Raw genomic sequence first — 22,056 nt, forward strand, 5'->3', positions numbered from 1 at the left:
CCTCCGGGGCACTCGCAATGGCTTCGACACCATGCGAACTACCAGAGGTCCCGCCCTCTTGACAGGGCGCACACATCCTTAACGCACTGGCGTTGGTCTACACCGAATGCGGGCACGCCCAGTCCGGCCAGGTGTGCCGTCACCTTGCCGGGCCCGCACCCCACGTCCGCGACCGCCCTCGGGCCGGCGGCCCGCACCAGGTCGGCGAAGGCCGCCAGCACCGCGCGCGACAACGGGTCCAGGCCGGCGGGCGCGGGGACGCGTTCCGCGTAGTCGGCGGCGACGGTGTCGTACGACTCCCGGACCGCGGCGAGGTAGGAGGGCTCAGTCACACGGCGAACATAGCGGTGGGTGCCGACAACACCCCGCGATGCCCCAACGAGTCCCAGGACCAGGCCCGTTGGGGCGTACCGGGTTCCCCCGGCCGTCAGTCTGCGGGCAGGGCCTCCCGTAGCGCCTTGGCGGTGGTGGTGGGGTCGTAGTCCTCGGGGACGCCTTCGACCAGGATGATGTCGCCCTCGATGTGCCGGGAGCGCAGCGGTGCGATCTCCTGGTACGCGGGTGAGTCCCACCAGGCCCGCGCCTCGCCGATGCCCGGGAAGCAGATCACCACGACGTGCCCCGGCCAACTGCCCTCCCTCACCTCGTGCTGCGTGGCGTGCACGAGGAAACGGCCGCCGTAGGGCTCGAAGGTGGCGGTGATGCGCTCGATGTACTCGGCGATCTCCGGGTGCGGGGTGGCCTCTTGCAAATGGGCTATGGCGTACGCGGGCATGATGTCCTTCCGGTTCGGCCGGGCTCGGTACGCGGACGATCGTGGCACGCGGATTCGATCCGGGTCGATGACCTGACAGGTAAGCGACCCCACTGCACCACCGGGGTCGGAGTGAGCCGCCGAGCCGCCCCTGGTCCTCTGACCTGTCGCCAAATCCCCCCGGAATTGTCCGTGATCGGTAACAGAGGGATCCCTCGCCGCCTTTCCACCGTCCTGACGAGTACACACGACCTCCACAGACGGCAAGGAACGGGGCAGACATGGTGCGGCATGGCGGACGGGGATGGCACGGCCGGGTCCTCGCGGCGGCGCTCGGGGTGACCGCGGTGGCCGCCGCCACCTCGGTGTGGACCGCGCAGGCCGATTCCGTCCAGGAGCCGCAGGCGCAGGCGAGCGTCTCCGCGAACCCGTCGTCGCCGAACGGTGGTGCGCAAGGCCCCGCGGGAACGCCGGTGTCCGTGGACATCGCCCACGCCTCGGACCGCGGCCCCCGCGGCGTCAACATCACCATCGACGACGGACCGGACCCGGTCTGGACGCCCCGGGTGCTGCAGGTGCTCAAGGACTACGGTGTGAAGGCCACGTTCTGCATGGTGGGTACGCAGGCCAAGGCCCACCCGGAACTGGTCAAGGCGGTCGTGGCCGCCGGACACCGGCTGTGCGACCACACGGTGTCCCACGACACCGCCATGGACACCAAGTCCCAGAGCTACCAGTCGCAGCAGATCCTCGACGCCGAACGCATGATCACCGAGGCGTCGGGGGGCGTCCGGCCGCTGTACTACCGGGCCCCCGGCGGCGCCTTCACCCCGTACAGCCGCCACCTCGCCGCCTCCCGGGGAATGCGGCCGCTCGGCTGGAACGTCGACTCCAAGGACTTCGAGCGTCCCGGCACCCACGCCATCGTCGCCACGGTCGAGAGGGAGATCTCCAACGGCCCGACCGTCCTGTTCCACGACGCGGGCGGGGACCGCTCCCAGACCGTGGCCGCCCTGCGCGAGGTCCTGCCGTGGCTGAAGCAGCGGGGGTACTCCTTCGGCTTCCCCGTGCGCTGAATCCACCCCGGGACCGCCCGGGCACGCGTCAGCGCAGGCCCTCCCACAGGGCCCGGAGGCCGTCGCGTGGGGCATGGGTGATGACTGGGGCCGTCGGCCCGCCGAAGACACGGACGGCGCGGTCGTGTGCGCGGTAGGCGGGCCGGCCCGGGTCGCCGGTGGCGGCGAAGGACACCCACGCCGCGTGCATGCTGTCGGCCACGTCCTGCGGAGGGTTCTCGCCGAGCAGGGGCGCAGCAACTCCTCGGCACCGCCTTCGCCGAGAAGGGCAATCTCGACGCCTACGCCGACACCAACAACCTGGTCGCCCTCTACCCGCAGGCCGTCTCCGGTGTGTGGCCCGTCAACCCGCAGGGCTGCTGGGACCGGTTCGGTTACGACGGCTCCGACTACGCGGTGAAGAGTGCCCACCAGATGACGGCCATCGTCAACATGGTCCACGCCTTGGGGGCCTGACTCAGGGCCGGTCCCGCCTGTCCCACGAGTCCCGCGGTCCCGCCCGTCCCGCCTGTTCCCGCTGCGCGCGCCGGCCCGCCCCTGCTCGCGGCACCGCGGGGCCGGGCCGCGAAGGGCCTGCATGCCGTGTGTGGCTGCCAGACCCCCTGGAAGCGGCGCCGGGCGCGGTACAGGCGGGAGCGGACCGTGCCGACCGGAAGGGAGTGGGTCGCTGCCAAGCGCTTCCTGGACGGCGTCGGAGCCGTTGCCGCCCGCGATCGGACGGCACACCCGGGCGACGTACGGCGTGATCTCGGTGAGCAGGTCGTTCATCGCCTGGTCGTCGTCGCCCGGGCGCGCGACACCAACACGGTCAAGGCGTTCACCGATGCGGCGGTGGGTGGGTGGCGGCGTCCGGGTGGAGCTGGGGCGGCAACGGCAGTTCGGCGGTGTCGGCCTCACCGTAGAGCTTTACGGCCGTCGAGGAGGGTGCCGACCGGCCGGCCATCGACGAGCGGCTCGTACGCGCCGTCCGGACGGGGCGGAGGAGCCCCCGCGCAGACCCGTTTCGTGGGCGGCGTGTCCGGCTGGGCAAATCCGTTGCTCGTCCGCCGACTGCGTGGGGGCCGTGGCTCAGCCGCGGAAGATGTTCACCGATCGCGCCACGACCAGGGCCAGGATGAGCAGGGAGATCGACGCCTGAAGGCTCATGAGCAGCTTGGCCCAGCGGGACAGGGGCATGGTGTCCGTGGGGCTGAAGGCCGTCGCATTGGTGAAGGACACGTACAGGTAGTCGGCGAAGGCCGGTTCCCATTCGGCCGGCGCCAGCTCCTTGCTCTGCATCTGCGGGAAGAGGAAGTCGGGGTGGTCCTTACGGCCCTCCGCACGGGCCGCGGGTCCGCCTCTGTCCCACTCCCAGTACCACAGGGCGAAGACGATCACGTTCGTCAGCCAGATGGCGGCCGCCGTCATCAGCAGCCTTCCGGCGTCGTTCCCCTCGACTCCCCGCACCAGTCCGCGGATCAGCAGGACCGCCGACCAGCCGTTGGCCAGGCTGACCATGGCGGCCAGCGTCAACCCGCCGCCGCGCAGCAACGAGGTCGTCCGTCTCGTCCGGGCCCGGCGGGTCGGGAACAGCACGGCCAGCAGAAGCAACTCCAGCGCGGGCAGCAGCCAGGCCGGCTGGAAGGTGAGCCGGTTGGGGAGCAGCAGTTGCAGGGCGACCGCGGCGAGCACCGCCGCGGTGACGCCCCAGCGCGACTCGTCGCGGGTGGGTCGCCGCCAGGCGGGCTCGGCCGCCCTCTCCTGAGCCGCGGAGAGCATGGTCTCCAGTCGCGCGAGTCGCTCATGCAGAGCCCTGAACTCTTCGTTCACGGAACAAGTGTGACGTGGGGCGAGGAGATGGGTGACGGGGGACCCGCCGGGCGTCAGCGGCTGAGGCTCCGGATCATCCGGACTGCCGGGGCGGTACGCGGCCGGCGCTACGACGGCCGGCCGGTGAGCCGCCGGGCCTGCTCGCGGCCCACCTCGGCAGCCGCGGCGAGGTAGTCGGCGATGATCTCCAGCTGCTCGTCGGTGTAGCGGTCGAGCATCGTGCCGAACGCCTTGCCCGGTGTCTCCCATGCCTCGGCCATGCGCGCCGCCGCGTCGGGGACGAGGGCGACCAGAGCCCGGCGGCGATCGGCCGGATCGGGCCGCCGCTCCACGAAGCCCGCCTTCTCCAGGCGGTCGACCAGCCGGGACGCGGAGCCGGACGCCAGCCCGGTGAGCCGGGCGATCTCCCCGGTCGTCACCGGCCCCGGTTCCAGGTCGAGCAGCGCGATGCACTGCACGTCGGTGGGATGCAGCCCGACCCGGTCGGCCAGCGCCTGGTTGAACAGGGTGTAGGCGGCGTAGTGCCGCTGGCTCTCCCCCACGACACGCGCGAGCAACTCCGCCCGGATTGACACCCGGCACCTCCAAGCCTCAAAGTTATCTTCGCGACGCATATACTTTGTCACACAGATTCTGCGGGGCGAAGTATCTGCGTCGTCTTCGCATCCTATCCGGCCCGCCGTGAGGCAACAGCCGCGCCGCGGCCGCTGGGGGCCCGTGCCGCGTCGCGGCCCCAAGACGAGGGCCAACCACAAGACGCAAGACCCAAGGCCCAAGAGCCAAGACCCAAGGCCCAAGAGCCAAGAGCCAAGAGCCAAGAGCCAACTGGAAGGATTTTCCGAGATGACCGTTCTCGTCACCGGGAGCCGTGGCGCAGTCGCCCGGACACTTGTACGACTGCTGCGCGAACGCGGGCTGGCCGTCCGCACGGGCTCCAGCCGTCCCGGGGACCCGGACACCGTCCACTGCGACCTGACCGACCCCTCCACCTTCGCCGCCGCGCTCAAGGGGGTGACCTCCGTCTTCCTGTACGCCGAGCGGTCCGGGATCAGGGCGTTCGCCGAGGAGGCCCAGGCCGCCGGAGTCGAGCACGTGGTGCTGCTGTCCTCCTCGGCAGTCCTCGCCCCGGACGCCAAGGACAGCCCTCTGGCCGCGTCCCACCTGGACGTGGAGGAGGCGCTGAACGCCTCCGGCCTGTACTCGACCTGCCTGCGCCCGGGTTCGTTCGCGGGCAACGCACTGGCGTGGAGCGGGAACATACGGACGGACCGACCCATCAGCCTGCCCTTCCCGGGGTCCCACAGCGACCCGATACACGAGGCCGACGTCGCCGAGGCCGCCCTCTCCGTGATCACGGACCCCCATCGGGGCGGACGCCCGTACACCCTCACCGGCCCGGAGTCCCTCACCTTCGCCGAGCAGATCGGCATCCTGAGCCGGGCGATCGGCCGGTCCGTCCCCCTGCGGCAGGTCACTCGCGAGGAGTGGAAGCAGGAGACGGCCGAGTACATCCCGGCCGGCTTCGCCGACTCGCTGCTGGACTGGTGGCAGTCGAACGACGGCTCACCCGTCGAACTCACCCGGGCCGTGCAGGAGCTGACGGGCCGCCCCGCGCGTACCTTCGCCACCTGGGCCCGTGACCACGCCGACGATTTCCGTGGCTGACCGCGGATCTCCGCTCGCCGTGGGGGACGCCGGTCGGGCGGCCCGCACCGGTGACCTGTCGTCACCGGTGAGGTGAAGCACTCTCCCCGCGGACTCCCGGGAACAAAATGAACCCCGCCCCTCATACGCAGGGGCGGGGTTCGCATGGAGCGCCCGGCAGGCCTTGCGCTCCTGGCGGCGCCGCAACCTCTCACCGCGACGTGGCAGATGGGACGGCTGTCACCAGCTTCGCGAACGCGGACATACAGCGACCGCAGTGACCCGCCCGCTGCGCGCGGGCCGAGTCGACGCGCTCGGCGATGCGCTGCCCGCACAAGGTGGCGCCCCCTTGCTTGGCCACCACGTGCCACACCAACGATGCCCCCGGCTTCTCCGGGCCTACGCACATCTCGTACATGACCGGCCTCCCTGAGGTGGACGCCTTTCTCACCCCAGGACAACTCACGCAAGCCCCGAGGGCGAAACGGGCGCAGGCCATTCGGGTGACGGGTGCCGTGCCGCCGCAGCCCGCAGAAGGGCCGGTCGACGCTCGGCGTGCCTGCCGCCCGAGGCGCCCGCAACGAGAGGCAGCGCCTCGCCGTCCCGGGACACCGGCGGGTCCCCGCCGGTGAGGGACCCCGGGCCGACCCGGCTACCGGGTTGCCCCGGGATGAGGATCGCACGAGGCTGGGACGGGGCAGGAACTACGGCGGGGCCGCCCGTTCCCTCGGGCGGGGCCGCCTCCGCGGCCGGGCGGCTGCTCGAACACCAGGCGCCGGACGCCGCGGCGAATGCGAGAATTGGGCCGACGGGATTCCTGCCCTGGATGGGATGAACGCATGGGCGTCAGCGGTGCGGTGCGCAGTGCAGACCATGCCGATCCGTTCGACATCACGGCCACGGCGGTCACGGTCGTGGATGCCCAGGGACTGATCGTCCACTGGAGCCAAGGAGCCCAGGACCTGCTCGGCTACCCGGCCCGTGAGGCGGTGGGGCTGCCGGCGGAGGCCCTGGTCACAGGTACCGACCGGAAGGCCGCCGGCACACGGTTGCATCGCCTCGACCGAGGCTGGGAGGGTGCCGTGACCGCCCGGCACCGTGCGGGCCACCCGGTCGAGCTGGCGTTGCGGGCGTGTCCGCTGCAGGCCGGGGGTGGGAGCGGCGGCTGGCTCCTCGTGGCCTGTGACGCCGGGGCCTGTCGGCGGCGCGAGGTGTTCGAGGCCGTCGCGCAGGGCCTCCTGGAGCACTCGCCCGTGGGCGTCGGGGTACTGGACACCGAGCTGCGGTACCGCTGGGTGAACCGCGTGCTCGCCGACATGGAGGGCCGTGCCGCGAGCACCGGCAACTCCGTCCCCGCTCTCGCGGACGTCCCTGAGACGTCACCCGTGGTGACACGCCAGGCCCGGCACGTACTGATCACCGGGGAGTCTCAGGTGACCCTGGAGCAGGCCCCGGATCGCGGGGCGGTGCATGCCGCCGAGAGCCGAGGGCGTGTTCGGCTGCGCTCCTTCTTCCCCCTGCGCGACACCGCGGGCAAGACGCTGGGGATCTGTCTCGCCGCTCTCGATGCCACCGGCCAGGATCCGGCGCGCGAGCGGCTTGCCGTGCTGAACGCGGCAAGCGAACACATCGGGACGACGCTGGATCTGGACCGTACCGTGCAGGAACTGGCGGAGGTCGTCGTTCCGCAGGTCGCCGACTTTGTGTCGGTCGACCTCCTGGACACCGCTCAGGCGGCGGGACCGACCGCGGCGGCGGCACAGGCGGGCGCGGCACTGCTCCGGGCGGCCCACCTGTCCATCCAGGAGGACCACCCGGAGGTGGTCGTCGACATCGGCGCACCCACTCGGTATCCGACGCGGTCGCCGCAGGCCCGGTGCCTGGCCACGGGCCGGACCATCCGCGAAATCGTCGTCCCTTCCACTCCCTGGCTCGCCGACGACCCCTTGCGGTGGACCAAGCTGACCCGGCTCGGCGTGCACGCCGAACTGGTGGTGGCGCTCCGGGCCCGCGGCATCACCATGGGTGTGGTCACCCTGCTGCGCTGGAAGAACCCCGACCCGTTCGGCCAGGACGACGAACTGCTGGTCGAGGAACTGGTGGCGCGGGCCGCCGTCTGCGTCGACAACGCCAGGCGCTTCGCCCGGGAGCACCAGGCGGCGCTCACCCTGCAGACGAGCCTGCTGCCGGTCGACCTGCCGCACGTGAACGCGGTGGAGGTCGCCTACCGCTACCTGCCTGCCGACGCCGAATCAGGGGTCGGCGGAGACTGGTTCGACGTGATCCCGCTGTCGGGCGCCAGGGTGGCGCTCGTCGTGGGCGACGTCGTCGGCCACGGGCTGCACGCCGCGGCCAGCATGGGGCGGCTGCGAACCGCCGTGCAGACGCTGGCCGACCTGGATCTGCCCCCGGACGAACTGCTGACCCACGTGGACGACCTGGTCGTACGCCTGGCCGAGGACGAGGCGTCCGCCCAGAGCACCGCGGTGATGGGGGCGACCTGCGTGTACGCCGTCTACGACCCGATCGACCGGAAGATCGTCGTGGCGCGCGCAGGGCACCCCACTCCCGCGATCGCCCACCTCAGGGAGCCCGTCGAGTTCCCCGACATCCCCGCCGGTCCGCCGCTCGGGCTCGGGGGTCTGCCGTTCGAGTCCGCCGAGATCCCGGTTGAGGAGGGGAGCATCATCGCCCTCTACACCGATGGGCTGATCGAGGCATCCGACCGGGACGTGGACGTCGGCATGGAGCGGCTGTGCTTCACGCTGGCCCACCCCGACCGGCCGCTCGACGAGATCTGCAACATCATGGTCCGAACCCTGCTTCCGGACCGCCCGCGCGACGACGTCGCCTTCCTCATCGCGCGCACGCACGTCCTGAGCTCCGACTACGTGGCCTCCTGGAACGTGCCCGCCGACCCGTCGGCCGTGCGGGTGGCACGCAACAACGCCAGCCGGCAACTGTCCCTGTGGGGGCTGGAGGAACTGGCCTTCACCACGGAGCTGATCGTCAGTGAACTGGTGACCAATGCCATCAGGCACGCGTGCGACCCGATCACCGTCCGCCTCATCCATGAGCGCACCCTGATCTGCGAGGTCTCCGACGCCAGCAACACCTCCCCGCACCTGCGGCGCGCGCTCAGCACGGACGAGGGCGGACGGGGCCTCTTCCTGGTCGCTCAGGTGGCGCAGCGCTGGGGCACCCGCTACACCTCGTCCGGGAAGACGATCTGGACGGAACTGTCACTGCCCCGCCGCCACTGACCGCCCCCGCCCGACGCCGCGCGGCCACGGCCGGCGCACGCCCCGTCCGACCTTTCGTGATGCCGACCCTGCGGACACACCGGTCGCCCGCAGCGGAATCGCAGTGCTGTACTGGGGGCATGATCGGACGTTCCCGCCGGTCCCGGACGGGAGCGGCGCCGTCGCTCGGCGACCGGCGGTCAGGTGATCCGTCTCGTCCGGGTCGGCGCTCGCCCGGACGACGCCTAGCGCCGTCGCTGAGCCTGCGTTCGCTGTCCGCGCAGGTCTTCCTGCTGCAGGTCGTCATCGTGCTGGTGCTCGTCGTGGCGGCCGCCGGCGCCCTCGTACTGCAGGAGCGGCACGACGCCGTCCAGAACGCGAGCAACCGCTCACTGGCCGCCGCCGAGGCCTTCGCGCACGCGCCCGGGACGTCGGCCGCGCTGCGGTCGCCGAATCCGGGGGCGCTGCTGGGGCCCGCGGCGCAGCGGGCACAGCAGGGTGCGGGCGTCGACTTCATCAGCGTTCTGGACGGCAACGGGGTGCGGATCACCGATCCGGATGCCAAGCTGATCGGCACCAAGGCGCAGGGTGTCGGCCGGGCCGCCGCGGGTGAGGCGTTCACCGAGACGTTCCACGGTGCGCCCACCGACGTGGTGCGCGCGGTGGTGCCCGTGGTGGACCGCAGCCGGCGCGTGGTCGGCATGGTCTCCGCCGGGCTGCAGATCGAGACCGTGGGACACATGCTGGACTGGCAGATCCCGGTGGCCCTGGGGTCGGCGGCGCTGGCGCTCGCGCTCGCCACCGCGGGCACGGCCCTGGTCAGCCGACGGCTGCGTCGGCAGACCCACGGTCTGGGTCCGGCGGAGATGACCCGGATGTACGAGCACCACGACGCGGTGCTGCACGCGGTGCGAGAGGGCGTGCTGATCATCGCCGGCGACGGTCGGGTCCTGCTCGCCAACGACGAGGCACGCCGGCTGCTGGACCTCCCGGAGGACGCCGACCGGCGGCACGTCACCGAGCTGGGGCTGGGGCCCGAGCTGACGCGGATCCTGGCGTCGGACGAGGTCGTGTCCGACGCGGTGCTCCCGGCCGGGGAGCGGCTGCTGGCGGTGAGCACCCGGCGCACCATGCCGTACGGCGGCGCGCCCGGCCTGGTGGCCAGCCTCCGCGACACCACGGAGCTGCAGGCCCTGGCCGGCCGCGCGGAGGTGGCCCGGGGGCGCCTGACACTCCTGTACGAGGCGGGCGTGCGGATCGGCACGACGCTCGACGTTCGCCGTACGGCGGAGGAGCTCGCCGAGGTGGCGGTCCCGCGGATGGCGGACGTCGTCACCGTGGAGCTGCTCGACGCCGTGCTGCGCGGCGAGGAGCCCACGGGTGCGGTGAACCGGATGCGGCGCACCGCGCTGCACGGGGCGCGGGGCGGCACTCCTCTGCAGCCGGTGGGCGATCTGATCCAGTTCGTGGTGGCCGACACACCGATGGTCGCGGCACTGCGCCGCGGCCGGGCCGTCCTGGTGCCGGACCTGCATGCCGCCCAGGACTGGCGGGCGCAGGATCCCCAGGGCGCGCGAGAGGTGCTCGACTACGGCATTCATTCGCTGATCGCGGTGCCGCTGCGGGCGCGCGGTGTGGTGCTCGGCATGGTCAACTTCTGGCGGGAGGCGGGCTCTGCGCGGTACGAGGAGGAGGACGTCGCGGTCGCCGAGGAGCTGGCGGCCCGGGCGGCCGTCGCGATCGACAACGCGCGTCGCTACTCCCGCGAGCACGCGATGGCCGTGACGCTGCAGCGCAGTCTGCTGCCCCGGGATCTTCCGGAGCAGGACGCGCTGGAGGTGGCGTGGCGCTATCTGCCGGCGCGGTCGGGCGTGGGCGGCGACTGGTTCGACGTCATCCCGCTGTCCGGTTTCCGGGTGGCGCTGGTGGTCGGCGACGTGGTGGGGCACGGCCTGCACGCGGCCGTGACCATGGGGCGGCTGCGCACGGCGGTGCTGAACTTCTCGTCCCTGGACCTGCCGCCGGACGAACTGCTCGGGCATCTTGACGAGATGGTGATGCGTCTGGACACCCAGACAGCGAGCGCGGACGGCGAACGCGCAGAGGTCACCGGGGCAACCTGCCTGTACGCCGTCTACGATCCGGTCGGCGGACGCTGCACGCTGTCCCGCGCGGGGCATGTCGCACCGGCCGTCGTGGATCCCACGGGCCGGGTGACCTTCCCGGATCCGCCGCTGTCGCCGCCACTGGGCGTGGGCGGTCATCCGTTCGAGGCGACCGACTTGGACCTGCCGGAGGGCAGTCGGCTGGTCCTGTTCACCGATGGCCTGATCGAGGATCGCGGACGCGACGTCGACGAGGGCCTGGCGATGCTGCGTTCGGCCGTGGCCCTCGCCGGCCAGACACCGGAGGAGACGTGCCGGGCCGTGATGGAGAGGATGCTGCCGGAGCATCCGATCGACGACGTGGCGCTGCTCGTCGCCCGGACCCGGCTGCTCGACCCGTCCCGGGTCGCGACCTGGGACGTGCCGTTCGACGTGATGGCGATCTCCCGGGTGCGGACGGACGCCGGCCGCACGGTCGCCGAGTGGGGGCTGGAGGAGGTGGCATTCGTGACGGAACTGATCGTCAGTGAGCTCCTCACCAACGCGATCCGGTACGGTGCGCCGCCCATACGGGTCAGGATGCTGCTGGGTCGCTCCCTGATCTGTGAGGTGTCGGACGGCAGCAACACCTCGCCCCGGCTGCGGCGCGCGGCCGCCACCGACGAAGGCGGCCGCGGCCTGTTCCTGGTGTCGCAGTTCGCGGACCGGTGGGGCACGCGATACGTGGCGAGCGGGAAGGTGATCTGGGCGGAGCAGACGCTGGGCGGCATTGGGGACCTGGACCCGGCGGCACTGCTCGACGCGATGGCCTGGTGACGGCGGACCGCGGCGAGCCGGACACCGAGGCCGCCTGGGCCCGAGGATGAGTGCTCCTCAGGTCAGGACCCCGGCCGGACACCGGCGTTCACGAGCAGCGGGCGAGGAGCAATGCGCTCAGGAGCAGTGGACGTTGGTCCACTGGTCGCCCACGGCCTTGCCGTTGTTGGGGGCCGTCACCCAGCCGCTGACGGTGACGCACTTGCCGTTCATCCTGTTCAGATGGACCGGACCGGCGTACTCGTAGTAGAAGTGGTTGCGGTCGGAGTCGCCGCGGTCGCCCTGCTTGATGGTGACCTCGATCATGTGTCGCTGGCCGTAGTACTTCTTGGCGACGTTGACCAGACAGTTGGTGCCGCCGTCGGCGCTCGAGTAGTACAGGTGCAGCGTGCCCCAGGTACTGCCGTCCGTGTCCTTGATGGCATACGTGCCGATTTCATTGCCCGAGCATCCGTAGGCTCCCTCCGGGAGTGCCGAGGCAGCGGGTGCCGCCACCAGGCTCAGACCCGCCGCCGCGGTCATCGCGATCACCCCGGTCAGGAATGTGCGCACAACGTTTTCCTTTCAATTGAACTGAACCGTCGAAGCGCGACAAATAAAGCACAGGGAGATCGACTCCTCCCACGCTTCAAGCGAATTGACGCAATTGCGCCAGCCCCACCCGGACCGGACCGAATGCTCGGCCGAAACCCATGCAAAGAAGCCGCGCCGCCGCGGAATTCGCCGCCGGCCGGATTCAGGACTGCGCCGGAAACGACGCCGGAGCGGCACGCCGTGCGTGCCGCTCCGGTCCCGTGCGCGTCCGCGGATGTGTCAGTGGGTGGTGAGCATGCCCGCGCGCAGGCGCTTGAGCGTGCGCGAGAGCAGACGGGAGACGTGCATCTGGGAGACCCCGAGGCGTTCCCCGATCTGGGCCTGGGTGAGTTCGTCGACGAACCGCCAGTGGATGATCTGCCGGTCCCGCTCGTCGAGGTCGGCGATCAGTGGGGCCAGGGCGTGGAAGTCCTCCACCAGCTCCAGCGCCGCGTCGTCCGCGCCGATGAAGTCGGCCAGCACGGTCTCGCCGTCCTCGCTGTTGCCGATGGTGGCGTCCAGGGAGGAGGAGTTGTAGCCGTTGGAGGCCAGCCGGGCCTCGACGACCTCCTCCTCGGACAGGCACATCAGCTCCGCCAGCTCCTTGACCGTCGGGGTGCGCCCCAGGCGGCTGCCGAGTTCCTCCGTGGCGCGGGCGAGCTGCACGCGGGCCTCCTGCAGGCGCCGCGGAACGTGCACGGCCCAGGAGGTGTCGCGGAAGAACCGCTTGATCTCGCCGACGATGTACGGCACCGCGAAGGAGGTGAACTCCACCTCGCGGGACAGCTCGAACCGGTCGATGGCCTTGATCAGACCGATCATGCCGACCTGGACGATGTCCTCCATCTCCTCCGGCCCCCGGCTGCGGAACCGGGCCGCGGCGAAGCGGACCAGGGACATGTTCATCTCGATCAGCGTGTTGCGCGCGTACTGGTACTCGGGCGTGCCCTCCTCCAGCACCGTCAACTGGTCGAAGAACAGCTTCGACAGCTCGCGGGCGTCCCGCGGGGCGACCCTGGACGGGTCGGCGACGTCCGGCAGCCGGGCCGTTCCCACTTCCGCCTTCGCCCTCGTGAGCGCCGTCATCAGGTTTCCCTCCCGCGTCGTCCAACCGTGGTGCCGGTCCTCCAGGTGCCGACGAGAGTGCGGTTACCCCCGTTTCCGGCGGGCACTCCCCCCTCTTCTCGATGTCCGGGTTCACCCTCTCGCGTCCGGGTCAGTGGGCGGCGGGGTGCTGCCCCTCGGCGCTGCCGGCCGGGATCAGGGACAGGGTCTGTTCGGCGGCGCGGCGTGCCCCACCGACAGGGCCGCCGCTGGAGTCCGTCCAGCTGCGCGCCGGGGTGGTCTCGGCACGGCGGTGGGGGTCCGCGGACAGGGCAAGTGTCAGGCCGCTGTAGCGGTTGACGAGGCGGAAGGCTTGGGCCGTCACCGAAGGGCTGCGGGGTGAACTCGTTGCGCACCAGGCCGTACCAGTCGCCGGTGTCCGGGTCGATCCACGTACGTGCCGTCCGGTGAGGAGGCGGCCGACGCCGTTGGCTGCGCGGCACCGGCCAGGATCAGGACGAGGGCCGCGACAGCGGCGCCGCCTGTTCTGCGGAAGAGTCGCGCGGGTGCTCCTTGCTGCCGGGGTGCGGTGCGGCGTCCTTGCCGCACGACACGATCCCGTTCGGGCGCTGCCCGGGTCATGGACTGACATGCCCCACCTCTTGCACTTCCGCTCTCGCGTCAGCCGCCGCCGGGGCGGTGCACGACGAGGTGCGTCACTTCGAAGGACATCCGCGTGGTCTGCGGATCCGGCGGGGGGTGGTAACGGCCCGCGCACACGGACAGGTTGACGATGAGGTACGCGTACCAGTCGTCGCCGACCCCACGGTGGTCCGCGAACACCGGTCGCCCGTTGAGCGACCATACGACGTCGTCCGCACCGAACCTCACCTTCAGGTCGATCCAGCCGCCCGGGCATACGGCCGCGTCCCGGTGGTCGAGATGGCCACCGCCGACGTGGTTGGAGAACTCCAGCAGGTCGGGGTTGTCGGGGTGGTACTCGAACACGTCGATCTCCTGGTCGCCGTCGCGCCAGGTCCAGATCGCCGGCCAGGCCCCCGTCTCGGTGGGCAGCCGGACCCGGGTGCGCAGGACGTCGCCCGTGCGGACGACGAAGCCCTCCCCGCTTCCCTCGGTGGTCAGCAGTCCCGTGTCCCACAGGCCGTCGTCCCGGCGGGTGGCGCGGAAAATACCGTCGCGGCAGTGGCCGGGGTCCGGCACCAGATGGTCCAGTTTGTCGTCGTCCGGGTTGACCGGGCCGCCGTCCGGATACGCCCAGGAGCGCCCCGCCACCCATTGCCGGGCCGAGGAGAAGTCGGCCACGAGGACGGCATCGGTCACGGCGGGCACCTCCACGTCCGGTGCGGTTGCGCGGTGCTGCGATTGCGCGGTGCTGTTCTGCCCGCGGTGCCCGAGGTCATGCGGCGAAGCGGCCTGCGACGGCAGGGTCCACCCGACCGGGTGAACGACGCCGTCAGCGGCCGGACGCCGACGCCACGGCCGTGCGGGCCGCCCGCTCCACGCGTGAGATGCCCTCGCTCATCGAGCTGTTGCCCTCCGAGAGGACCGCGACCACGTAACGCCGTCCGTCCACCGTGATCCGCCCGACGCTGTTGACGTCCCACAGACCCGTGGTGTTCCGCTGCAGCCAGCCGTTCTTCAGCGCCCAGCCCGATCGCGCGGCCGCCGAGACGCCCCACGACTGCTCGCTCGTGATGCGGGCCATCAGGATCCGGACGTAGGAGCGGGAATCCCCGGTCAGGGCCCTGGCACCGCCCCGTGCCGCCGCATTGGTGTCGAACACCGCGCGCAGCAGGCGGATCTGGTCACTCGCCGTCGTCCGGGTCAGTCCCCATTTGGGGCCGGGCCCGCCCTTCGTCGAGGTGAGCCCCAGCCGCTTGTTGGCCGCCTCCAGCCCCGGAGCCCGGCCGATGCTCCGCCACAGGGCGTCGGCCGACGCGTTGTCGCTGCGCCGGATCATCGCGTCCGCCCGGGTGCGCTCCTGGGCGGTGAGCTGCCGTCCCGCGTCCTGGGCCTGGAGCAGCGTCGTCGCGAGGATGTCGACCTTGATGATGCTCGCGGTGTCGTACGGGGTGTCGTCCCCGTACACCTTGGGCTGGCCGCCGGTGTCGTCCAGGCCGAGCACCGCGGCCGTCACACGCGGCTTGCCCTGGGGGTGCGCCGGTGCGGGGTCCCCCGCCGGTGCGGCGCCCGCCCGTGCGGCTGACGTGGCCGCGCTCGCCGGTGAGGCTGCCGCGAGGGTGCCGGCCGAGCCGAGCGCCGTCACCGACGCCACCAGCACGCCGGCCCAGGCGGCCGTGCGTCGGCCCCGGCGTCGCTCCCTGGTGTGCGGGCGCGGCGGGGAGAAGAGTCGGTTGGGCATGGTGGGGCGGGCCTCTCGGCAGTTCCTGTGGGCGGGGTGCGTACGAACATAGGCAAAAGCACCCGTCCCACGGGGTGACGGCTGTCACCACAGGGCGCTTTCGGCCCGTTTTGTGGGGAAAACCACAAGCTGTCCCTTCACACCCTCAGCGTCTGCGGCCGCGCACCGGCCGACCGCTCACCACGCCCGCGACGTGCAGCGCGTGCAGGGCGAGCAGGGTGCATGGCGAGCCCGAGGCGCATGAGGTTGGCCGAGGTGAAGGTGTGGTTGGCCGAGATGTGCGCCGCTTGATGAGAAAGGCGCTGAAGAACAGGACCGCCGCGACACATCGGTTGCACGCGTCGCGGGCACATGCGGCGGCCCCGATATTGGGAGGCGGGGCGTTCACGGCGTCCACGGGCGGCGAGACGCCCGACGGCTCACGGAGCGACGGACATGGTGCGCAGGAGAGGACCGGGCGACCGGCGTGCGGTCGGCTCCCGCGGCGTGCCCGTGGCCTCCCTCTCGTGGCCCGTCGTGCTGTGCTGGCTCATCGGCACCACGGTGGTGCTGGCGGTGACCGGCGTCGTCCTCGGCCGGGAGACCAGACTGGCTCCCTTTCTGATCGTCCTGCCCGCCCTGATCGCCGGGCGTGGCACTGTTCGGCAGACGACGGTGGCCTCCGTGTGGGTGACGCTCGTCATCGTCGGATCACTGCTCGACACCCCGATGGGCACGGTGGGGGCCAATGTCGCCGTGGTCGTGTTCGCGCTGGTGTTCAACGGCCTTGGCATCGCCAGGGCGGCCCAGCGCATCCACCGGGAAGGGGAGATCGCCCGGCTGCGTTCGGCCGCGGCCGCCCTGCAGCGGCAGTTGCTGCGGCCCTTCCCGCTGGTGACCGACCAGCTGCTGGTGCACGGCCTGTACCAGCCCGTCGAGGAGGACAGCCGGGTGGGAGGCGACGTCTACGAGGTCGTCACCTCGCCGTACGGCAGCCGTGTCTTCATCGGCGACGTCCAGGGCAAGGGCCTGTCCGCCATCAGCGCGGCCTTCGCCGTGCTGAGCGCCTTCCGCGAGGCGGCCATCGCCGAGCCCACCCTCACCGCCGTCGTCGACGCCCTGGAGGAGGCGGTCCTGCGGCACAACTCCTTCGCCTCCCAGGTGGGCGAACGCGAGCGCTTCGTGACGGCACTCGTCCTCGGCGTCGGGTCCGACCGGGACGTGCAGGCGATCAACTGCGGCCATGTGCCGCCCCTGCTCCTGCACGGCGACCAGGGCGAGCGCCGTGGTCCGGTGCTGCGCGCGGAGCCGTGCGTCCCGCTGGGCCTGGACACCCTCGCCGCCGAGCCGCGCACCGTCGAGTGGTTCGAGTTCCCGTACGGCAGCACGCTGCTGCTGTACACGGACGGTGTCACGGAGGCCCGGGCCCCCTCGGGCGCCTTCTACCCCCTGGAGCAGCGCGTCGCCGCGTGGAGTCATGTGCCGGCCGGCGACATTCCCGCGACCCTCTACCGCGAGCTCCACCAGCACACGGCGGGCACGCCGAGCGACGACACGGCGGTACTGGTCCTGCGCAGACGCTCCTCCTCCGGAGCCCCGGACTGAGAACCACCGGCCGGCCGGATCCGAGTGCCACCCCGGCACTGCGCAGACGGCCGAAACCGATGCATCCCGGCTCCTCCTCCCCGCGGTCGCGACGGTTTGGCCGTTTAGGTGCGCACGGGTGCGGGCCGGACGGTGGTTGGGTGACCGGTGGATCCGACCCGGGCGACCCGTGGCGGCCCTGCTGCGCGGGCTCGTCCCCCGTTGACGAGAGGGAGTGCACGATGACCGCCACAGGCACAGCGCGTCCCGTCCCGGCGTCCAGCAGCATTCGGCTGCCGGGGATCGTGCTCGGTGTGGGGCTGGGCGGGTTCGTCGACGGCATCCTGCTGCACCAGCTGCTGCGCTGGCATCACATGCTCTCCAGCACCAACCACGACCACATCGGCGTGAAGTACTACGACCCGCACACCGTCTCCGGGCTGGAGATGAACACCGTGTGGGACGGTGTCTTCCACGCGGTGTGCTGGGTGGCGGTGATCGTGGGCCTGGGCATCCTGTACTCACGGGTCGTGGACAACCGCAGAGCGGTGTGGGCCTCGCGGGTGCTGTGGGGGTGGATCCTGGCCGGGTGGGGCCTGTTCAACCTGGTCGAGGGGATCCTGGACCACCAGATCCTGGGCATTCATCATGTGCGCGGCGGCCCGCACCAGGCCTGGTGGGACGCCGGGTTCCTGGTCCTCGGCGGGCTTCTGCTGGCCGGCGGCCACCTGTGGCAGCGCAGCGGCCGGCCCGTCGACACGGCCTCCTCCGCCGGTGCCGCGCGTGCCCGGGACACCGCCTGATGCACGACGGACACCCGATGCACGACGGACACCCGATGCACGACCACGCCGCGGCCGGCGGCGCGCTGCTGGGCGCGGGAGTGACCGCACTCGTCCTGCTGGGCGCCGGCGTGGGCCATCTGCTGCTCGTCCGACGCGCTCTGCGGCGCAACCCCGCCCAGGGCTGGAGCCGCTTGCGGTCGGCCTCCTTCCCGGCCGGGCTGGCCCTGCTGGCCCTCGCGCTGCTGCCACCCGTGGCCACCGCCGCACACACCGACTTCCGGGCGCACATGATCCAGCACCTGTTGATCGGCATGTACGCGCCCCTCGCGCTGGTGTTGTCGGCGCCGGTCACCCTGCTGCTGCGCGCCCTGCCGCCGGCCCGGGCCCGTCAGGTGATCAAGGTGGTCAGCGGCCGGTGGGCGCGGATACCGGCCCATCCGGCCGTCGCCCTGCTGCTGAGCACGGGCAGCCTCGGGCTGCTGTACTTCACGCCGCTCTTCGACGCGTCCATGCGGCATCCGTGGGGCCACTGGCTGCTGCACGCCCACTTCCTCGCCTCCGGCTGCCTGTTCGCCCACGCGGTCGCCGGGCCCGATCCCGCGCCCGGCCGCCCGGGGGTGCGGGCCCGCCTGGTGTACCTGGGGGCGGCCGTGGCCGTACACGCGCTGGTCGCGCAGGCCATGTACGGCGGATTCCTCGTCGACCTCCACGTGCCGGTCGACCAGGTGCAGCAGGGTGCGGAGATCATGTACTACGGCGGGGACATCGCCGAACTGCTGCTGGCCGCAGCCCTGGTGACCACCTGGCGGCCGGAGCGCCGCAGGGACGGGGTGCCACTGTCCGGGCAGCCGGAAACGGGCGCGGCACTGCCCCGGTGAACCCGTGACACTCCGCCGATGAACATGTGTCATGCGCGAGCTTTCCACTACCGGCAGTAACATGATCAACTTTCTTTAGGTGCTCCTTACAGCCAAGTTGAGCGCTCCGCATGCTTTCCCCACCTGCTCTCCACACCCCGATGCGAGGACCGCGATGTCGTCCCAGGGCGATGCCCTTCAGCAAGCGTGTGCCGACTACGAACACCACATGCGAACGTGCCGGCAGTGTCACGTGGACACCGTGCCGTGCGCGGTGGCCAAGCACCTCCTGCGCCTCTACAACAACGCACGGAGAGGCGTTCCCCGCTCCGGCGGCGCCGTCCGCTGAGCCCGCCGGCCCGGCTGCGGTGCTCGTCACAGCAGTGCGATCTGCCCGACCTGTGCGCCGCGGAATCCCCACGTCAGCCGCTTTCATGACTGAAATGAATGGATCTTGCATCACACAGGCATTGGACGCATGTGTGCAGGTGACCCACTCTTGAAGCAGCCCTGAGGCGCCCGGCCCGGGAACCCGAGTCCGCCACCCCGGCACTGGATCCGCCACCCCGGCACTGGAAGGGACACCGCCCGTATGACCACGGCAGCCCGCGCCCGACGGCCGCACACAGTGCGCGACGTCCTGCCGTCACGGCTGCGGCGCGTCCTCCGCACCCCCCTGACCCCGCTGCCGCTCGCGGCGGCGGCGCGGGGCGCCGCGGCGCTCGCACTGCCGCTGCTCGTCGGCGTGCGGACCGGTGCGGTGGTCCCGGCGGTGATCGCGGCGATCGGCGCTCTGTGGGGAGTGAGCCAGGACGGCTCCGACCCCTACCGGCTGCGCCTGCGACGGATGGTCTGCATGGGCCTGGCCGCCGCCGTCGGCCTGCTCGCCGGCGAACTCGCGCTGCGCAGCGGGCAGCCGGCGGCGGTGACGGTCTGTCTGGTCGCCGCCGCCCTGGTCGCCGGTTCGGTCAGCCTGCGCGGCCCGGTCGCCTCCGTGTCCGGGATGCATGTCGTGCTCGGCGCCACGATCGGCAGTGGCATCCCCGTGCCGGGGCCGTGGTGGCAGGCCCCCCTGGCGCTGCTCGCCGGGGTGGGTCTGGTCGTCGTGCTGTCGGCGACTCCCTGGCTGTGGCGACGCCACCAGATCGAGCGGGCCGCGGTCCTCGCCGTGTACCGGGCCGCCTCCGGGGCCCTGTCGGCCGCCGGTACGCCGGTCGCAAAGGACGCACGGCGGTGGCTCACCGCCGCGCTCGACCACGCGCAGCAGGTGATGGACCGCCGTCCGGCGCCCGGCGGCCGGGCGGATCCCGAGGAGCGGGCGCTGCACGCCGCCTTCCACATGGCCGTCCGGCTGGGTGAGGCGGCGTCGGCGTTGGTGTGGGAGGCGCGCCCGCTTCCCGCGTCGGTGACGCGCGTACCCCTGCTGATGGCCGCGCGTCTGCTTCCGGCACCGGACGGTGCGGATGCCGCTGCGGCCCCGGACCGGGCGCAGACCCTGCCGATGGCCGATTCCTGGGCGAGCTCTCCGGGCCTGAGGGCGCTCGCCGAGCTGTACGCGGCAACCGACGGCGAACGCGGCAACGACACGGCGCTGCACCTCCCGCTCCGGCCGCGGCACGAACGGGCGACCGGACTGCGGGACGCGTTCTGCCAGGCCCGGGCCACCCACCTGCGGTACGCCGTGCTCCTGGCGGCCTGCGTCCTGGTGGCGCAGCTTGGCGCCGAGGTGCTGCACGGCCCGCGCGGCTACTGGCTGCCCATGACCGTGGCCTTCGTCTACAAGCCCGACTTCGGGCCGGTCTTCCGGCGGGCCGTGCACCGCTGCGTCGGCACGGTCGTCGGCGTCGCCGCCATCGGCGCGGTGACGCTGCTGACCACCGACACCTACGCCCTCATCGGCGCCGTGGCGGCCTTCGGCGCCCTGATGGCCGTGGGCGTACGTCATCACTACGCACTGGCGACGTTGGCTCTGACCGCGATCGTGTTCGTACTCCTCGACATGCTCGGCGACCACCGCGCGCTGTACACGGCGCGCATCCTCGACACCGCCCTGGCCGCCGCGATCGTCCTCGTCGCGCACTTCGCGCTGTGGCCCGACTCGGCCGCCGGGCGGGCCGCCGCGCAGACCGAAGCGGCCCTGGCGGCCGCCCACCGCTACCGCGACCTGGCCCCGGGCGCCGCGCCGGCTCAGCGGCACGCGCTGCGCCGCGCCGCCTACGGCCGGCTCGCCGCGGCGCGGCTGGCCGCCGCCCATGCCCACGGCGAGCCGGGCCGCCCGGGCCGCAGGCTGCCGGACTGGGAGCACGCGATCACCGAGGGCGAGCAGCTCTGCGACGCCGTGGCCGCGCGGTCCCTGACCAACGGCGCGCGGTTCGTGCACCCTGCTTCTTGACGGGCTTGTGACGGGCTTGTTGACGGGCTTCCTGACGGCCGGGGTCCGAAGCAGTGGGAGAGTGGGCGAGATGGATCTGCAGGTACTGCGTTCCTTCCAGGCCGTGGCCGAGGGGCTGACCGTGACCGAGGCCGCCGCGGAGGCGCACATCACCCAGCCCGCGCTGTCCCGGGCGCTCAGCCGGCTTCAGGACGAAGTGGGCGCGGAACTCCTGCAGCGGGCCGGCCGCGTGCTGCGGCTGACTCCGGCGGGGCGGGTGTTCAAGGAGCACGTCGATGCCGTGCTCGAGAGTTACGACCGGGGCCGGCGGGCCGTCGCCGAGGTCGTCGACCCGGAGGCGGGCCTGGTGTCGCTGGCCTTCCTGCACACCCTGGGCACCTGGCTGGTGCCCAGACTCGTCACCGGCTTCCGGCGGGCCTTCCCCCAGGTCCGGTTCGAGCTGCATCAGCACGAGGAGAACGGCCTCGTCCAGCACCTCCTCGACGCCACCGCGGATCTGATCATCACCAGCGACGACCCCGGCCATCCGTCGATCACCTGGCGGCGGCTCCTGGTCGAACCCCTGTGGCTCGCCGTTCCCCCGCAGCACCGCCTGGCCCAGCGCCGCCAGGTGCGCCTGGCCGAGGTCGCCGAGGAGCCCTTCATCCTGCTCAAGCCCGGTTACGGGCTGCGCAGTCTCACCGACACCCTGTGCCACCGGGCGGGCTTCACCCCGCGCATCGGCTTCGAGGGCGAGGAGGTGCACACGTTGCGCGGCCTGGTGGCGGCCGGCCTGGGTGTCTCCCTCATCCCGTCCTCGCCCGACGCCGCGGCGACCCGGGACGTCCCGATCCGCTACCTGGAGATCACCGACGTGCACGGCGCCCGCGACATCGGCATCGCCTGGCTGTCGGGCCGCACCCTGCCGCCGGCCCCCCAGAGGTTCATCGACCACGCCCTCGAGGCGATGACCGGCCAGGATCCGGCCCGGGGCGGCACGACCACCGCCCGACCGCAGGAGGACGGCGGCTGAG

General features: G+C 72.0%; 18 protein-coding genes and 1 pseudogene. 10 read left to right on the top strand and 9 right to left on the bottom strand.

All coding sequences use genetic code 11. The features are described 5' to 3' along the window. Positions 1-95 precede the first annotated feature (95 nt). Together AB0A61_RS13395 and AB0A61_RS13400 are read right to left on the bottom strand one after the other, a co-directional pair. Positions 96-332: pseudogene (locus AB0A61_RS13395) on the bottom strand (class I SAM-dependent methyltransferase); the annotation flags it as partial. Positions 333-427: 95 nt separating this feature from the next. Further along, positions 428-775 (bottom strand): DUF1330 domain-containing protein, encoded by a 348-nt coding sequence (locus tag AB0A61_RS13400; protein WP_361290853.1) that lies wholly within the window; start codon positions 773-775, stop codon positions 428-430. 260 nt (positions 776-1,035) lie between these two features. Between AB0A61_RS13400 and AB0A61_RS13405 the strand changes: the two genes are divergently transcribed. Together AB0A61_RS13405 and AB0A61_RS13410 are read left to right on the top strand one after the other, a co-directional pair. Then, positions 1,036-1,830 (top strand): polysaccharide deacetylase family protein, encoded by a 795-nt coding sequence (locus AB0A61_RS13405; protein ID WP_361290856.1) that lies wholly within the window; start codon positions 1,036-1,038, stop codon positions 1,828-1,830. 126 nt (positions 1,831-1,956) lie between these two features. Further along, a complete protein-coding gene (locus tag AB0A61_RS13410; protein WP_361290859.1) occupies positions 1,957-2,286 on the top strand; it encodes a hypothetical protein in 330 nt (109 codons plus the stop codon). Between the two features lie 612 nt (positions 2,287-2,898). On the opposite strand, the gene AB0A61_RS13415 is transcribed toward AB0A61_RS13410, so the two are convergent. Both AB0A61_RS13415 and AB0A61_RS13420 read right to left on the bottom strand, forming a co-directional pair. After that, positions 2,899-3,639 (bottom strand): hypothetical protein, encoded by a 741-nt coding sequence (locus AB0A61_RS13415; RefSeq protein WP_361290862.1) that lies wholly within the window; start codon positions 3,637-3,639, stop codon positions 2,899-2,901. Positions 3,640-3,746: 107 nt separating this feature from the next. Further along, complete coding sequence (locus AB0A61_RS13420; RefSeq protein ID WP_361290865.1) at positions 3,747-4,214, bottom strand: MarR family transcriptional regulator; 468 nt, start codon at positions 4,212-4,214, stop codon at positions 3,747-3,749. 268 nt (positions 4,215-4,482) lie between these two features. On the opposite strand from AB0A61_RS13420, the gene AB0A61_RS13425 reads away from it, so the two are divergent. From AB0A61_RS13425 to AB0A61_RS13435, 3 genes are all read left to right on the top strand, one after another. Continuing rightward, positions 4,483-5,304: an NAD(P)H-binding protein gene (locus AB0A61_RS13425; RefSeq protein ID WP_361290868.1), complete on the top strand. Its 822-nt coding sequence runs from the start codon at positions 4,483-4,485 to the stop codon at positions 5,302-5,304. A gap of 818 nt (positions 5,305-6,122) precedes the next feature. Next, the gene (locus AB0A61_RS13430; RefSeq protein WP_361290871.1) at positions 6,123-8,546 is read left to right on the top strand and encodes a SpoIIE family protein phosphatase; all 2,424 of its coding nucleotides are present in this window, start codon (positions 6,123-6,125) and stop codon (positions 8,544-8,546) included. A 119-nt stretch (positions 8,547-8,665) separates the two neighbouring features. Next, a complete protein-coding gene (locus tag AB0A61_RS13435) occupies positions 8,666-11,446 on the top strand; it encodes a SpoIIE family protein phosphatase (protein ID WP_361290874.1) in 2,781 nt (926 codons plus the stop codon). A 117-nt stretch (positions 11,447-11,563) separates the two neighbouring features. Here the strand turns inward: AB0A61_RS13435 and AB0A61_RS13440 are convergent, their stop codons facing one another. From AB0A61_RS13440 to AB0A61_RS13460, 5 genes are all read right to left on the bottom strand, one after another. After that, positions 11,564-11,998 carry a hypothetical protein gene (locus AB0A61_RS13440; RefSeq protein WP_361290876.1) on the bottom strand — a complete coding sequence of 145 codons (435 nt, stop codon included), beginning with the start codon at positions 11,996-11,998 and terminating at the stop codon, positions 11,564-11,566. A gap of 261 nt (positions 11,999-12,259) precedes the next feature. Further along, positions 12,260-13,105, bottom strand: coding sequence for an RNA polymerase sigma factor SigF (locus AB0A61_RS13445; protein ID WP_361290879.1), 846 nt, complete (start codon positions 13,103-13,105; stop codon positions 12,260-12,262). A gap of 130 nt (positions 13,106-13,235) precedes the next feature. Beyond that, complete coding sequence (locus tag AB0A61_RS13450; RefSeq protein ID WP_361290882.1) at positions 13,236-13,448, bottom strand: hypothetical protein; 213 nt, start codon at positions 13,446-13,448, stop codon at positions 13,236-13,238. Between the two features lie 296 nt (positions 13,449-13,744). Continuing rightward, a complete protein-coding gene (locus tag AB0A61_RS13455) occupies positions 13,745-14,404 on the bottom strand; it encodes a beta-glucanase (protein ID WP_361290885.1) in 660 nt (219 codons plus the stop codon). 133 nt (positions 14,405-14,537) lie between these two features. Further along, positions 14,538-15,446, bottom strand: a complete 909-nt coding sequence (locus AB0A61_RS13460) for a serine hydrolase (protein ID WP_361290888.1) — start codon at positions 15,444-15,446, stop codon at positions 14,538-14,540. Positions 15,447-15,881: 435 nt separating this feature from the next. Here AB0A61_RS13460 and AB0A61_RS13465 point away from each other — a divergent pair, with 435 nt between their 5' ends. From AB0A61_RS13465 to AB0A61_RS13485, 5 genes are all read left to right on the top strand, one after another. Then, entirely contained in the window at positions 15,882-17,030 is a 1,149-nt protein-coding gene (locus AB0A61_RS13465; protein ID WP_361290891.1) for a PP2C family protein-serine/threonine phosphatase, read from the top strand. A gap of 221 nt (positions 17,031-17,251) precedes the next feature. Next, positions 17,252-17,812: a DUF2243 domain-containing protein gene (locus tag AB0A61_RS13470; RefSeq protein ID WP_361290894.1), complete on the top strand. Its 561-nt coding sequence runs from the start codon at positions 17,252-17,254 to the stop codon at positions 17,810-17,812. Between the two features lie 17 nt (positions 17,813-17,829). Then, complete coding sequence (locus AB0A61_RS13475) at positions 17,830-18,672, top strand: cytochrome c oxidase assembly protein (protein WP_361290897.1); 843 nt, start codon at positions 17,830-17,832, stop codon at positions 18,670-18,672. Between the two features lie 571 nt (positions 18,673-19,243). After that, positions 19,244-21,043, top strand: a complete 1,800-nt coding sequence (locus AB0A61_RS13480) for an FUSC family protein (protein WP_361290899.1) — start codon at positions 19,244-19,246, stop codon at positions 21,041-21,043. 70 nt (positions 21,044-21,113) lie between these two features. Continuing rightward, positions 21,114-22,055 carry a LysR family transcriptional regulator gene (locus AB0A61_RS13485; protein WP_361290902.1) on the top strand — a complete coding sequence of 314 codons (942 nt, stop codon included), beginning with the start codon at positions 21,114-21,116 and terminating at the stop codon, positions 22,053-22,055. Position 22,056 lies beyond the last annotated feature (1 nt).

The sequence above is a fragment of the Streptomyces sp. NPDC046197 genome (assembly GCF_040646295.1).
Lineage (GTDB): Bacteria > Actinomycetota > Actinomycetes > Streptomycetales > Streptomycetaceae > Streptomyces.